We start from the raw sequence: 14231 nt of genomic DNA, 5'->3' as shown, positions 1-14231 counted from the left end.
TTCCCCGCCCAAAGGACTCCTGCCGAAGTACGGAGGGGCAGGGAGGCTGGGTCAATACGGCATCAACCGCGATAGACCACAATGGCGTGCGTGCTTCATCTCCGACTGATCAGCCCCGCCGCACGCACCGAAGAGGCGACGACGGTGTTGGAGGACTGCCCAGGCGTCACCAACATCGTCGTCCTGCCCGGCGCGGCCCGCGAGCCGGCCGGCGACGTGATCCTCTGCGACGCGGCGCGCGAGTCGGCGAACGAGGTGCTGAGCAGGCTCAAGTGGCTGGAGACTGAGGGCTCCATCGCCATCGAGCAGGTCGACCTGTCGCTGTCCAGCGCCGCGACCCACGCGGTGGACGAGGCGCCGGGCGACCCCGACGACGCCGTGGTGTGGGAGGAACTCGCGCACAAGGTGCGCGCCGACTCCCGCATCACGTGGGCGTACCTCACGTTCCTGGCCATCGCCACCCAGATCGCGGGCATCGGCATCCTGCAGAACTCGCCCATCCTGATCGTCGGCGCGATGGTGCTCGGGCCGGAGTTCGGCGCGGTCGCGGCCATCTGCTTCGGCCTGCTGCACGCCAGGTGGCACCTGATCATCGCCTCGTTCAGGACGCTCGTCGTCGGGTTCGCGGTGGCGATCGCGATCACGTTCGCCTGCGCGCTGGTCTCGAACTGGCTGAGCTGGATCGACATCGGCAACCTCGCCAGGAACGAGGAGGTCCAGTTCATCGTCAAGCCGGACCGGTGGTCGTTCATCGTGGCGCTGCTGGCCGGCGCGGCCGGGGTGCTGTCGATCACGGCGGGTAAGTCGTCGGCCCTGGTCGGCGTCTTCATCTCGGTCACCACGGTGCCCGCGGCCGGTTACGTGGCCGTCGCCCTGGCGCTGGGCGACTGGAACGAGGTCTCCGGCTCGGTGTCGCAGCTGGCGGTCAACATCCTCGGCATGGTCATCGCGGGCACCGGCACGCTGCTGGTCCAGCGGAAATTCTGGCCTCAAGTAGGACGGCGTTCATCCGTCTGAACGAGGCGGCGGCCCCGTGCGCCGGGTACGGTCAGGCACATGCACATCCTCGCCACCGAGGGGCTGACCAAACGCTTCCCCACCGTCACCGCGGTCGATCAACTCACGGTCACCGTGGGGCCCGGGGTCACCGGTCTGGTCGGGGCGAACGGCGCGGGCAAGTCGACACTGATCAAGATCCTTCTCGGCCTGCTGCCGCCCACCAGCGGCACCGCCAAGGTGCTCGATCTCGACGTGACCGCGCAGGGCGCCGAGATTCGCAGGCTCGTCGGCTACATGCCCGAGCACGAATGCCTCCCGCCCGACGTCTCCGCCACCGAGTTAGTCGTCCACCTCGCACAGATGTCCGGCCTGCCGCGCGCTGCCGCCCGCGAGCGCGCGGCCGACGTGCTCCGCCACGTCGGCCTGGCAGAAGAGCGCTACCGAGCCGTCGGGGGCTACTCCACAGGCATGAAGCAGCGCGTCAAGCTGGCCCAGGCCCTCGTGCACGACCCCAAGCTGATCTTCCTCGACGAGCCCACCAACGGCCTCGACCCGCGCGGCCGCGACGAGATGCTGACGCTGATCAGGCGCATCGGCACCGAGTTCGGCATCAGCGTGCTGGTCACCTCCCACCTGCTGGGCGAGCTCGAACGCATCTGCGACCACGTGATCGTCATCGACGCCGGGCGGCTGCTGCGCTCGTCCGCGATCGGCGAGTTCACCCAGGCCACGCAGACCGTCACGGTCGAGGTCGATGAGGGCCTGGAGCCGCTGGCCGCCCGCCTGACCGAGGTCGGGCAGACGGTCTCTCAGCAGGGCCGCATGCTGGTGGTCAAGGTGCTCGGGCCCGAGACGTTCGACGCGATCAGGGACGCCGCCGTCGACCTGGACCTCTGCCTCATCCGCCTCGAGCAGGGACGCCACCGCATCGAGGACGTCTTCAGGGAGGAGGTCGCAGGTGTCTGAGATCTACGACATCGGCTATCGCCACTACGACGGGGTCCGGCTGGGCCGCGGTCACTCGACGCGCGCGCTGGCCGTGCACAGCCTGCGCGGCATCTTCGGGCTCGGGCGCACGGCCCGCAGCAAGATCATGCCGTTCTCCCTCTTCGTCATCATGCTCCTGCCGGCCGTGGTGTCCGTCGCGACGATGGCCCTGGCGCAGCAGCGCATCCTCCCCTACAGCGCCTACGCCGTCATCATGCAGGCCGTCGTGGCGGTCTTCCTGGCCTCTCAGGCGCCCACCGTCGTCGCGCCCGACCTGCGCTACCGCGTGCTGCCGCTGTACCTGTCGCGTCCGGTCTCGATCGCCGAGTACGTGGGCGCCAAGGTGGCGGCGATGACCGTGGCGCTCTTCCTGCTGCTGGCGGTGCCGCTGACGTTGGTCTACGTCGGCGAGCTGGTGGTGGACATGCCCGGACCACCGGCCACCGGGGAGTTCCTCGGCGCGCTGGTCATGGCACTGGTGCTGGCGGTGCTGCTGTCGGCGTTCGGGCTGGCGCTGGCCTCGTTCACCCCGCGGCGCGGGCTCGGGGTGGCCTCGGTGATCGTCGTCTACCTGCTGTCGTCGGCGTCGGTGCCGTTGATCTACGGGACGCTCTACTCCTCCGGCTACGAGTCCGCGGCCGCCTGGGCCTGGCTGGCCAACCCGTTCTGGCTGGTGGACTCCGTACAGTCCTGGCTGTTCAACACCCCGCCGCACTCCATCGAGAGCGCCGCCTACCCGAGTGGCCCGGCCTCGGCGGCGATCCTCGTGGTGCTGGTGGGGATCGCCCTGGTCGCCCTCGCGCTGCGCTACAGGAAGGCGGCCTCACGGTGAAGATCGAGCTGTCGCAGGTTTCCCGCTGGTACGGCAACGTGGTGGCGGTCAACGACGTCACGATGACGATCGGTCCCGGCGTCACCGGCCTGCTCGGCCCCAACGGAGCGGGCAAGTCCACGCTCCTCCACATGATGGCGGGCTTCCTGGCCCCGTCGAGCGGTTCGGTCACGCTGGACGGGACCCAGGTCTGGAAGAACCATCACATCTACCGAAATATCGGCCTAGTCCCGGAACGGGAGGGTGTGTACGGCTTCCTCACCGGCTGGCAGTTCGTCCTCTCCGCCGCCCGCCTCCACGGGCTGGGCGACCCGATCGAGGCGGCCCGCAAGGCCCTGGCCACGGTAGAGATGGAGGAGCCCAAGGACCGCCGCGTGGAGACGTACTCCAAGGGCATGCGCCAGCGCGTCAAAGTGGCCGCGGCGCTCGTCCACGACCCGCCGGTGCTCCTGCTCGACGAGCCGTTCAACGGCATGGACCCACGCCAGCGACTCCACCTCATGGACCTGATCCGGGCCATGGGCACGGCGGGCAAGACGATCCTGTTCAGCTCCCACATCCTGGAGGAGGTCGAACGGGTCGCCCAGCACATCGAGGTCCTGGTGGCGGGGCGGCACGCGGCGTCGGGCAACTTCCGCGAGATCAGGCGCCTGATGACCGACAGGCCCCACCTGTTCATGATCCGTTCGAGCGACGACAGGAAGCTCGCCGCCGCCCTCATCCGCGACCAGTCGACGGGCGGCATCACCCTTCGCCCGGACGGCCTGGAGGTCCAGGCCGCCGAGTTCCGCCGCTTCGCCCGGCTCCTCCCCCGGGTGGCCCAGGCGGAAGGCGTACACCTGCACCAGGTCTCCCCGGCGGACGAGGACCTGGAGAGCGTCTTCTCCTACCTGATCAACCGGAGCACCTGATGAATCCAATAGTCGCGGGGATCACCTATCGGGCCCTGCTCGGACGCCGCCGGATCATCCTGCTCCTCCTGCTTCCGCTGGCCCTGATCGGCCTGGCGGTGCTCTTCCGCATACTCGGCGGAGACGACCAGAGAATGGCCGTCAACCTGATGCAGAGCTTCGCCATCAGCACCGTGCTCCCCCTGCTGGGCCTGATCGCCGGCACGGGCGTCATCGCTCCGGAGATCGACGACGGCACGATCATCCACCTGATGTCCAAGCCGATCTCCCGTCCGGTCATCGTCCAGACGAAGTTCCTGGTGGCGGCCTCGCTGATGGCCCTGTTCGGCGCCGTGCCCACATATCTGGCGGCCTGGATCCTGGCCGGCAACGAGGACGGCATCGCCCCGGGCTTCGCGCTGGGGGCCCTGGTGGCCGGCGTCGCCTACGCCGCCGTCTTCCTCCTGCTGGGCGTCATCACCCGGCACGCGGTCACGATCGGCATCATCTACGCGCTGGTCTGGGAGAGCGTGGTGGGCGGGTTCATCCCGGGCGCACGCAAGTTCTCGATCCAGCAGTGGGGCCAATCGGTCGCCGACCAGATCTCCGACTCGGCCTTTCTCAAGACCGACGTCGCCCTGAGCTTCGCCGCACCTGCCCTCGTCGTCGTCACGGTCGTCGGCGTCGTGTGGGCCGGCCGGCGACTCCGGGTCTTCTCGCTCACCGGGGACGAATAAGCGAACGGCCCGCGGGGTCACCCCGCGGGCCGTTCGAAGCGTCGCTCAGACGCAGGCCGTACGTACGACGTCGGCGAGGCGGTCCGCCACCTGGGTGGCGTGCTCCTCCGACGCGGCCTCCACCATGACCCGGATCATCGGCTCCGTGCCGCTCGGCCTGATCAGGACCCGGCCGGTCTCCCCCAGCTCCGCCTCCGCCGCCGCGACGGCGGCCAGCAGGTCGGGAGCCGAGGACTTGCCCTTGTCCACGCCCTTGACGTTGATCAGGATCTGCGGCAGCGGCGTCATCACCGAGGCCAGCTCCTTCAGCGAAACGCCCGACTTGGCCACCACGCCCAGCAGGTGGAGCGAGGTGAGCAGGCCGTCGCCGGTGGTCGCGTGGTCGAGCATGATGACGTGGCCCGACTGCTCCCCGCCCAGGTTGTAGCCCTCGGACTTCATGCGCGCGAGCACGTAGCGGTCGCCCACCGCGGTCTCCACCACGGTGATGCCCGCATCGCGCATGGCCAGCTTGAAGCCCAGGTTGGACATCACGGTCGCCACCACGGTGTCCTTGGCCAGCAGGCCCTCGCCGTGCATGGCGGCGGCGAGGATGGCCATGATGTGGTCGCCGTCGATGATCGCGCCAGTGTGGTCGACCGCCAGGCAGCGGTCGGCGTCGCCGTCGTAGGCCACACCGAGGTCGGCCCCGCGCGACACGACCACCTGCTGGAGCTTGTCCAGGTGGGTGGAGCCGTGGCCGGCGTTGATGTTGAGGCCGTCGGGCCTGGCGCCGATGGACTCGACCCTGGCGCCCGCGCGCACCAGCGCCTCGGGAGCCACCATGTGTGCGGCGCCGTGCGCGCAGTCGACCACGATGTTGAGCCCGTCGAGCGCGGCGTTCATCGTGGTCAGCACGTGAGAGATGTACCGGTTGGCCTCACCGTACGCTTCCCGCACCCGACCCACGCCAGAGCCGATGGGAAAGGTCCACTCCTCGCCCAGGCGCCGTTCGATCTCGTCCTCGACCGCGTCGGACAGCTTGAAGCCGCCACGGGCCAGGAACTTGATGCCGTTGTCAGGCGCCGGATTGTGCGAGGCCGACAGCATGACGCCGAGGTCGGCGCCGAGCGCGGCGGTGAGGTGGGCGACGGCCGGGGTGGGCAGCACGCCGAGGCGCAGCACGTCCACACCAGACGCCGCGAGGCCGGCGACCACGGCGGCCTCGAGAAACTCTCCCGAGGCACGCGGGTCCCGGCCTACGACCGCCACCGGTCGGCGCCCGGTGGCGGCGAACGCGCCGGCATCGCCGAGGACGTGAGCCGCCGCGACCGACAGGTCCATGGCGAGCTCCGCCGTGAGGTCGCGGCCGGCGACCCCACGGACCCCGTCGGTGCCGAAAAGGCGCGCCAACTTTAGCGCTTGCTGTACTGCGGAGCCTTGCGGGCCTTCTTGAGGCCGTACTTCTTCCGCTCCGTGGCGCGGGCGTCACGGGTGAGGAAGCCGGCCTTCTTCAGCGGCGGGCGGTTGACCTCGACGTCCAGGATCGCCAGGGCGCGCGACAGACCCATGCGCAGCGCGCCGGCCTGGCCGGTCACGCCGCCGCCGTCGATGCGCGCGATGACGTCGAACGCCTCCTCGGCGCCGAGCACCACGAAGGGCTCGTTGACGATCTGCTGGTGGACCTTGTTCGGGAAGTAGACGTCCAGCGAACGACCATTGATCGTCCACTTGCCGGTGCCGGGGACGATGCGCACGCGGGCGATCGCCTCCTTACGGCGGCCGGTGCCGTACGAGTTGCCCGTGGTGACGGGCTTGCGCACGGGCACATCAGCGCTGGCGGCGGACTCGGTGGTGTACTCGGACGGGAAGTCCTCGCCGGAGATTTCCTCCAGCTCGGCCTCGACGACGGCCGTCTCGACACCGGTGGGCTCAGCCACGGTTCTCCTCTAAATCTTTCGAACTACTACTGGGCGATCTGGGTGATCTGGAACTGCACCGGCTGCTGGGCCTGGTGCGGGTGCTCAGGACCCGCGTAGACCTTCAGCTTCTTCGCCATCTTCCGGCCGAGGGAGTTCTTGGGAAGCATGCCCTTCACGGCCTTCTCGACGGCCTTGTCCGGCCGCTTCTCCATGAGCTCGCCGTACGTGACGGAACGCAGACCGCCCGGGTAGCCCGAGTGGCGGTACGCCTTCTTCTGCTCAAGCTTGTTGCCGCTGAGCGCGATCTTGTCCGCGTTGATGACGATGACGAAGTCACCGGTGTCGACGTGGGGAGCGAAGATCGGCTTGTGCTTGCCGCGGAGCAGGGTCGCGACGTGGCTGGCCAGCCGGCCCAGCACGACATCGGTCGCGTCGATGACGTACCACTGACGCTGGACGTCGGCGGGCTTCGGTGAGTACGTGCGCACGGTCGTAGCCTTCTTTATGCTCGCGTCTTCGGCGCTGTCGGATGTGACAGCTACATTGGTCGGTCGGTGCGGGCACACGACGGCCCGGACCTTCCGTCTCCTCAACACGGGAGATGACGCCGGACGCGCCGCGCATTGGTCTCACGGACCTATGCACACAACGAACCTAAGCTACCCGCCCAAAGGCGCGCAGGTCAAAATGACCGGTAACCCGCTGTGAGTTTACCTGACCGCAGAACGGTTCGGTTTCGTTTCCCTGGGACCCCTTCTTTCCCAGGACCAGACATCCCTATCGTTAGCGGCGGTATGTGGCAGAACTCTCACCCCCGGCAAACCCAGCAGGGCGCTCGGCGCCGGAATCACCTGGGGGTGCTCGCCTGCCTCATGGCCGTGCTGTTCACGGGCGTACTGATCGGCCGGCTTACCGACGACACCGAGCCGAGCCGCCACGTCTACCTCAACGAGACCATCCCGCCCGCGGCCGCCACCGCCAACCCCGCGCCGACGACGGCCAAGAAGGCGCAGCAGCAGACCGAGATGATCCCCAGGACGCTCACCACCAAGGCCCAGCCGCGCGGCAGGACCACGCCCAGGGCCACCAGGACGCCCGAGGGCCAGGTCCCCGGGTTCAACACCCAGGACAACCCGGCGATGCTCAGCGACGGCAGCACCGGCGTGCAGGTGATGCCCGGGCTGGCGGCCAAGGTCGTCTCGCTCACCAACTCCGCCAGGTCCAGGCACGGCTGCGGGGCGCTCAGGGTGGACGGAGGGCTGAGCCGCTCCGCGCGTACGCACTCGCTGGAGATGGCGAGCACCAGGCAGCTCACACACAACTCCCCCGACGGCTCCTCGCCGTGGGACCGGATGGAGCGCGCCGGATACCACTGGGGCGCCGCGGAGAACATCGGTGCCGGGTACAGCACCCCCGAAGAGGCGGTGAGCGGCTGGCTCGGCAGCCCTGACCACCGCAAGAACATCCTCGACTGCGACCTGAAGGCCATCGGCGTGGGCGTCGCGTCCGGCCCGGACGGGCCATGGTGGACTCAGGACTTCGGAACCCGATGACGCACATCACGGTAATGTCGCCGCATGGGTTTTCCCGAAGGACGTGAAAACGGCGCCCCCTACGGGATGGGGAGCATGTTCCAACCCGCGGGCGGCGCTCAGGATGCTCAAGGCCGCCGCCGCGCTCAGGGCGGTCCGGGCGGTCCTCCTGCTCAGGGCGGTCCCGGTGGTCCCCCTGCGCAGGGCGGCCCCGGCTTTCCCGGTGGCCCGGGAGGTCCCGGCTTTCCCGGCGGCCCGGGGGGCCCCGGCGACGCCGGCGGCCCTGGCGCTCGAGGTGCTCACGCCGGTCCGGCCGCACCCGGCGGCCCGGAGGGTCCGGGCGCTCCGGGCGGGCCGGATGCTCCCGGCGGCGCCAACGCTCCGCGCGGTTCCCGCCGCTCCCGCAAGGGGCGCGCCGCCAATGACTCCGACAAGGACTCCGACAAGGACTCCGACAAGGAGCCGCAGAGCAAGCCCGAGAAGGCCCCGCAGAGCCGGATCGGCTGGAGCCCGTACGACGAGGGCCCGCGCTCGCGCGCCCCGCTGTGGTTCGCCATCGGCGGCATAGCGGTGCTCGGCCTGCTCGGCGGCGGCCTGGTGCTGATGTACAACGCCGACGAGCCCGTCACCACCCAGACCGCCGCCCCGCGCCAGACCGCCGCGCCGCTCCCGTCAGCGCCGCCCGGCAAGTACGGCTTCGCGGCCGAGCGCTCCACGGACCCCGAGCCGATCACGGTCACAGAGATCTTCGGCAAGAAGGGGAAGTTCAGCGTCTCGGGCCGGTCGTACGAGATGACAGTCACCAGCAAGGACAAGAAGTGCAGTGACGGCGCTCTTGGCGACGCCCTGAAGAAGGCGCTCAAGGACGGCAAATGCACCCAGCTCGTACGCGCGAGCTTCCGCGACAAGGCCGGCAAGGTGATCGGCACGATCGGCGTGGCCAACCTCAAGTCCAGCAAGTCGGCCGCCAGTGTGGCCAAGGTCGGCAGCACGACCAACTACGTGAAGCCGCTGGCGGGCAAGGACAGTGTCACCAAACAGCTCGGTTCGGGTGCCGGTGGTGCCAAGATCTGGACGCACGGTCACTACGCGATCATGGTCTGGTTCCAGAACAAGGACGGCACGAAGCCGGACAAGAAGGGCTCCAAGCAGGTCTTCGCCGCGATCAACGACATCACCAAGGCGACGGTCTTCAAGGCCCTGGACAACCGCACGCTGACCGGAAGCCCCCTCTAGCAAAACGGGCTTTGTACGCGTTAGGCAGCCAAACGGGATGCGGGATCCCACTGGGAACGCCCATACCGACATAACGATCTCGCTACTCTCGCTAGGCTCCCCCCTATGCGTGGCCAGGAACCCGGGTCCGAGCACGATCGCAGGGAAGCCGACAGCTCGGCCGCCCCAGCGACGCCACCGCCGAGCTTCGGGCAGATCAGCGAGCAAGACGCGCCATCGGCGTTCGCCTCTGCCGACGAGGCGGCGCGTGGCTCCGCCGACGGCGAGGCACGTGACTCCGCCGGCGGCAGAGCACGTGGCTCAGCCGACGACGTGACGTCCGCCTCGTCCGGCCGGCCGGCATCCGCGCCGCACGACGACGCGGCGCACGCGCCCTCCGACCGCTCGGCGCAGGCGCCCTTCAGCCCCTCGGCGTCCGCGGGCGCCGGGGGACGGCCTGCCATCCCCGTCTTCCACGGACCGCCGCCGAACCTCTCCGACCCGGACGAGGCGCCCGGCGCGCAGCCGTGGGAGGTCTCCGGAGACGACGCCGCGCCGTACGACTGGTTCGACGAGGCCGAGCCCACCCGACCGGGCGGGCTACGGCCGCTCGTCCCGCTCTCCGACGAGACCCGCCCGGGCCCTGCACCAGCCAACCGGCCCTCCGCCGAGCCGGACCGCCCAGGCCTTCCACCGGCCGACCGGCCTTCCGCAGAGCTGAACCACCCGGGCCTTGCGCCGGCCGACCAGCCCTCCGCCGAGCCGGGCCACGCGGGCCACGCACCCTTCGGACAAGCGGAGCATCCGCCGGAGCGGGCCGACCAGACGCGGGCCGGCCACGTACGCGCGATCCGGCCATGGGACGAGCCGGAGGCGGAGGCGGAGCCCGACGCCTGGCCGGTGGAGCCGGTCGTGCCCGGCGCGCCGTCCTGGGAGCCCCCGCCGGCGTTCACCGCCGCCGCCGCGGGCATGCCGGTGTGGCCCGCGCCCGTCAGCGACCCGCGCGCCATGCCGCCGTGGCCCGCCGCGACGGGCGAGCTGGTGGCCGAGCCCGACAACGACGACCCGAACACCCCCTTCGACCCGAACGCCACCAACCCGGAGGGCTTCACCCGCCCGGCCCACTACTTCGACCCGGAGACAGCGCGAAGGGAAGCGGCCCAGCGATCGTCCGCCGAACAGCCGGAAGCCACACGGCCGGGAGCCGTCTCCCCGCCGCGGCGGGAAGGCGCCCAGCACCCGCCTGCCTCCAGCGCCGCCAAGCCGGACGACGCCGCGCCGTCCAAGCAGGCGAGAGCCCCCCTCCCTGCCCCCATCGCCCCGCCGCAGGAGGAGACCCGGCCACTCGCCCACGAGGGCACCGCAAGGCCACCGGCGCAGTCCCCTCACGACACCAAGCAGCCGGCCCACTACTTCGACCCCAAGGCCGCCGAACGCGACATCCCGCCGGTCTGGCTCCCCGACCCTTCCAACCCGTCGGCCCGCCCGGCGGAGCCCGGCGACGTACCCGTCTGGCCGCCCAACCCCCCGGCCGAGGCCAAGCTGCCCGATCTCCCGTTCCCCCGCGACACCTGGGGGCAGAAGTCCCTCCCTCCGGGAGGCGGCCCCGCGTTCCCGAGTGGAGCGTTCAAACAGCCCCCGTTCCAGACCCCGCCCCCGCCGCCCGCCCCGCCCGGCAGGAGCAAGCGCGCCCTGTTCGTCACGCTGGGCGCCCTCGCCCTGGCCGGGGTGGCCACCGGCGGTTTCTTCGCCTACCAGGCGGTGAGCTCCCCGACACCCACCACGGCCGCGGCCCGGCCCAGCGCGTCCGGACAGGCGAGCTCCGAGCCGCCATCCGCCGCACCGTCCGCGGCACCCACCGACGCGCCCGGCGGCACGTCGATCCTCAACTCCGAGCAGACCGACCCGCAGAAGCTGTCGCTCTCCGAGGCGTTCCCGAAGAAGAAGGTGAGCGCGGCGGGCACGACGTTCACCAGGGTCAAGGCCGACGTGGAAACGAGCTGCGACAAGGTCGCCACGGGGGCCTTCGCCGACGCGCTGCGGAAGCAGAAGTGCGGCCGCGTGCTCAGAGCCACGTACGTCGACAGCAAGCGCCGCTACGCCGTCACCACGGGCATAGCGGTCCTCCCGGACAAGGACGCGGCCGCCGCCGCCGACCAGGCCAAGGACCTCTCCCACAACGTCTGGTTCCGTCCGCTCCCCGGCGCCGCGGGCTCGGGCGGCGAACGCGTGCACATCGCCGGCGGCTACGCCTCCGGCCTGGTGTGGGGCCGCTACATCGTCTTCAGCTACGCCACGTACGCCGACGGCCACACGCCCGAGTCCAAGGACAAGACGCTGCCCAAGGTCAGTGGGGCGCTGCGCGACCAGACGTCACTCGTCCTCGAACGCCGCGTCACCAAGGGCTGACTGCGGCTCACGGCGATCAGACGCGGTACGCACTCGCCGCGTGGCCTCGGCCCGCGCGGCGAGCTCCGCCTCCGCCGGGTAGCCCACCTCTTCCAGGCACAGCCCGTGCGCGGGCGCGACGTGCACCCCGGAGTCGCGTGCGGCCCGCGTCAGCACCTCGCCCGGCCACTCCACGGGCCGCCTGCCGTCGCCCGCCGAGAGCAGCGACCCGACCAGCGCCCGCACCATCGAGTGGCAGAACGCGTCCGCCACGACGGTCGCCACCAGCACCCCGTCCGGCTCGCGCACCCACTCCAGCCGCTGCAGCTCCCTGATCGTGGTGGCCCCTTCGCGCTTCTTGCAGAACGCCGCGAAGTCGTGCTCCCCGAGCAGCCGCGCCGCCGCCGCGTTCAGCGCGCCGACGTCCAGGGACCGGTTGTGCCAGACCACCTCATACCGCCGCAGCGGGTCCACGCCGCCCGCCATATCGCTCACCCGGTACGCGTACCGCCGGAACATCGCCGAGAAACGTGCGTCAAAGCCCCCAGGAGCCACGGAGACGCGAAATACGCGTACGTCCGGGGGCAGGACCCCGCCCAGCCGCCTGACAAGCGCAGAGAGCCGCTCATCGACGCTCAGCGGTCCGCGGTTCCCGTCGAGCTCGGCCAGAGAGCCCTCCGGCACGTCCACGTGAGCGACCTGGCCGCGCGCGTGCACCCCGGCGTCGGTACGGCCGGCCACCGTCAGCATGGCGGGCTCTTCGAGGCGCAGGATCCGGCCCAGTGCCTGCTCGATCTCGCCCTGGACCGTGCGGCGTCCCGGCTGCCTGGCCCATCCGGAGAAGTCGGTCCCGTCGTACGCGAGGTCTAGGCGGAGCCGTACCACGATGATCCTCCTTCAACTGAAAACGGGCCCGCACCCCACAGGGGTCCGGGCCCGTTTTGTCTGGCCTGAAAGATCAGGCCTCGTCCTTCTTCGCCTCGGCCTCGGCGGCCGGAGCCTCCTCCGCGGCGGTCTCCGCGGCGGGGGCCTCGGGAGCCTCAGCGGCCTCCTCGGCCTTGGGGGCCTCGGTCTCCTCCGCGGCGGGCGCCGGGGCCGTAGCGGCGGCCGGAGCCTCGGTGCGGCGGGTCGTGACGGCGTTCAGCGGCTCGGTCACCAGCTCGATGACCGCCATCGGGGCGTTGTCGCCCTTACGCGGACCGACCTTGGTGATCCGGGTGTAGCCACCCGGACGCTCGGCGAACGTCGTCGCGATCTCGGTGAAGAGGTGGTGTACGACGCCCTTGTCCTTGACGACGGTCAGGACCAGGCGACGGTTGTGGATGTCGCCCTTCTTCGCCTTGGTGATCAGGCGCTCCGCCAGCGGACGCAGGCGCTTGGCCTTGGTCACCGTCGTGCGGATCTTGCCGTGGCGGAACAGATCGGTGGCCAGGTTGGCCAGGATCAGCCGCTCGTGCGCCGGACTGCCGCCAAGACGTGCACCCTTGGTGGGCTTGGGCATTTTATTCTCCTTGTGGTTAACCCGCCCCGGCCGTACCAGGTACCGGAGTCGGGCCGGCGCCGCAGCTTCTCCGCGACGCCGTTACGTTCACCCGTATCCCGTCGCCTCGGGGACCTCAGCCCTCCGAAAGGCGCGCGGACAGGACCGCGGGAAGTGTCAGTACTGCTCGGTCTCGACGTAAGCGCTGTCGTCGTCGTCGTAGCCGCCCCCGGCCACCGCGCTCGGGTCGAACCCGGGCGGGGAGTCCTTGAGCGCCAGCGTCATCTCGTGCAGCTTCTGCTTGACCTCTTCGATCGACTTGGCGCCGAAATTCCTTATGTCGAGCAGGTCCTGCTCGCTGCGGGCGACGAGCTCGCCCACAGTGTGGATGCCCTCGCGCTTGAGGCAGTTGTAGGAGCGAACGGTGAGGTTCAGCTCCTCGATCGGCAGCGCCAGGTCGGCGGCCAGGGCGGCGTCGGTCGGCGACGGGCCGATGTCGATGCCCTCGGCCTCGACGTTGAGCTCACGGGCCAGGCCGAAGAGCTCGACGAGGGTCTTACCGGCGGAGGCCACCGCGTCGCGGGGCTTCATGGCCGGCTTGGTCTCGACGTCGAGGATGAGGCGGTCGAAGTCGGTGCGCTGCTCGACTCGGGTCGCCTCGACCTTATAGGTGACCTTGAGCACCGGGGAGTAGATCGAGTCGATCGGAATGCGACCGATCTCCTGGCCCGGCTGCTTGTTCTGGGCGGCGGAGACGTAGCCGCGACCGCGCTCGACGGTCAGCTCCATCTCCAGCTTCGCCTTGCCGTTGAGCGTGGCGATGCGGAGCTCGGGGTTGTGCACCTCGACACCGGCCGGCGGCGCGATGTCGGCGGCGGTGACCTCACCCGGACCCTGCTTGCGCAGGTACATCACGACCGGCTCGTCGTGCTCGGAGGAGACGACCAGTTCCTTGAGGTTGAGGATGATGTCGGTGACGTCTTCCTTGACCCCGGGAACGGTCGAGAACTCGTGCAGCACGCCCTCGATGCGGATGCTCGTCACGGCCGCGCCCGGGATGGACGACAGCAGCGTGCGACGGAGCGAGTTGCCGATGGTGTAGCCGAAGCCCGGCTCCAGCGGCTCGATGACGAACCGGGACCGGGTGTCGTCAATCGACTCTTCGAGAAGAGTCGGGCGCTGAGCGATCAGCATGTGTGGGTCTCCCCTTTTTTCGTGTGGCGCCCGCTATATGACGCCACTCCGATAAACAGCGTAGTTGAGGTGCGGA

14 protein-coding genes are annotated in these 14231 nt (G+C 70.1%); 8 read left to right on the top strand and 6 right to left on the bottom strand.

Annotation, left to right across the window (positions count from 1 at the left end; genetic code table 11):
- The first annotated feature begins 90 nt into the window (after positions 1–90).
- Genes ACQPWU_RS05655 through ACQPWU_RS05635 form a run of 5 tightly spaced genes read left to right on the top strand, consistent with a single transcriptional unit; the run spans position 91 to position 4445 of the window.
- Positions 91–1017, top strand: coding sequence for a DUF389 domain-containing protein (locus ACQPWU_RS05655; protein ID WP_433437363.1), 927 nt, complete (start codon positions 91–93; stop codon positions 1015–1017).
- Between the two features lie 39 nt (positions 1018–1056).
- On the top strand, positions 1057–1965 hold the full coding sequence (locus ACQPWU_RS05650) for an ABC transporter ATP-binding protein (RefSeq protein ID WP_360687355.1): 909 nt from the start codon (positions 1057–1059) through the stop codon (positions 1963–1965).
- Positions 1958–2818 (top strand): ABC transporter permease, encoded by an 861-nt coding sequence (locus tag ACQPWU_RS05645; protein ID WP_433437362.1) that lies wholly within the window; start codon positions 1958–1960, stop codon positions 2816–2818. The genes ACQPWU_RS05650 and ACQPWU_RS05645 overlap by 8 nt, the downstream gene beginning before the upstream one ends.
- Positions 2815–3729, top strand: a complete 915-nt coding sequence (locus ACQPWU_RS05640) for an ABC transporter ATP-binding protein (protein WP_433437361.1) — start codon at positions 2815–2817, stop codon at positions 3727–3729. Before ACQPWU_RS05645 ends, ACQPWU_RS05640 begins: the two co-directional genes overlap by 4 nt.
- Entirely contained in the window at positions 3729–4445 is a 717-nt protein-coding gene (locus ACQPWU_RS05635) for an ABC transporter permease (protein ID WP_433437359.1), read from the top strand. The genes ACQPWU_RS05640 and ACQPWU_RS05635 overlap by 1 nt, the downstream gene beginning before the upstream one ends.
- Before the next feature lie 45 nt (positions 4446–4490).
- Here the strand turns inward: ACQPWU_RS05635 and glmM are convergent, their stop codons facing one another.
- Genes glmM through rplM form a run of 3 tightly spaced genes read right to left on the bottom strand, consistent with a single transcriptional unit; the run spans position 4491 to position 6834 of the window.
- Positions 4491–5837 carry a phosphoglucosamine mutase gene (gene glmM / locus ACQPWU_RS05630; RefSeq protein ID WP_433437358.1) on the bottom strand — a complete coding sequence of 449 codons (1347 nt, stop codon included), beginning with the start codon at positions 5835–5837 and terminating at the stop codon, positions 4491–4493.
- A 2-nt stretch (positions 5838–5839) separates the two neighbouring features.
- Positions 5840–6364 carry a 30S ribosomal protein S9 gene (gene rpsI, locus ACQPWU_RS05625; RefSeq protein ID WP_433437356.1) on the bottom strand — a complete coding sequence of 175 codons (525 nt, stop codon included), beginning with the start codon at positions 6362–6364 and terminating at the stop codon, positions 5840–5842.
- A 26-nt stretch (positions 6365–6390) separates the two neighbouring features.
- Positions 6391–6834: a 50S ribosomal protein L13 gene (gene rplM / locus ACQPWU_RS05620; RefSeq protein WP_360687334.1), complete on the bottom strand. Its 444-nt coding sequence runs from the start codon at positions 6832–6834 to the stop codon at positions 6391–6393.
- 306 nt (positions 6835–7140) lie between these two features.
- On the opposite strand from rplM, the gene ACQPWU_RS05615 reads away from it, so the two are divergent.
- From ACQPWU_RS05615 to ACQPWU_RS05605, 3 genes are all read left to right on the top strand, one after another.
- Positions 7141–7899 (top strand): CAP domain-containing protein, encoded by a 759-nt coding sequence (locus tag ACQPWU_RS05615; protein ID WP_433437353.1) that lies wholly within the window; start codon positions 7141–7143, stop codon positions 7897–7899.
- A 75-nt stretch (positions 7900–7974) separates the two neighbouring features.
- A complete protein-coding gene (locus ACQPWU_RS05610; protein ID WP_433437351.1) occupies positions 7975–9114 on the top strand; it encodes a hypothetical protein in 1140 nt (379 codons plus the stop codon).
- A gap of 105 nt (positions 9115–9219) precedes the next feature.
- Positions 9220–11502, top strand: a complete 2283-nt coding sequence (locus ACQPWU_RS05605; protein WP_433437350.1) for a hypothetical protein — start codon at positions 9220–9222, stop codon at positions 11500–11502.
- Here the strand turns inward: ACQPWU_RS05605 and truA are convergent.
- The 3 genes from truA to ACQPWU_RS05590 form a co-directional block, all read right to left on the bottom strand.
- Positions 11467–12366: a tRNA pseudouridine(38-40) synthase TruA gene (gene truA / locus ACQPWU_RS05600; RefSeq protein WP_433437348.1), complete on the bottom strand. Its 900-nt coding sequence runs from the start codon at positions 12364–12366 to the stop codon at positions 11467–11469. The two genes, ACQPWU_RS05605 and truA, sit on opposite strands and share 36 nt — an antisense overlap.
- A gap of 73 nt (positions 12367–12439) precedes the next feature.
- Complete coding sequence (gene rplQ, locus ACQPWU_RS05595; protein WP_433437346.1) at positions 12440–12982, bottom strand: 50S ribosomal protein L17; 543 nt, start codon at positions 12980–12982, stop codon at positions 12440–12442.
- 156 nt (positions 12983–13138) lie between these two features.
- On the bottom strand, positions 13139–14155 hold the full coding sequence (locus ACQPWU_RS05590) for a DNA-directed RNA polymerase subunit alpha (RefSeq protein ID WP_138670590.1): 1017 nt from the start codon (positions 14153–14155) through the stop codon (positions 13139–13141).
- Between the last annotated feature and the right edge of the window lie 76 nt (positions 14156–14231).

The organism is Nonomuraea sp. CA-141351, from assembly GCF_050944675.1.
Classification (GTDB): domain Bacteria; phylum Actinomycetota; class Actinomycetes; order Streptosporangiales; family Streptosporangiaceae; genus Nonomuraea.
Note: the sequence above shows the minus strand (reverse complement) of the source record. Positions and strands in the feature narration are given on the sequence as shown.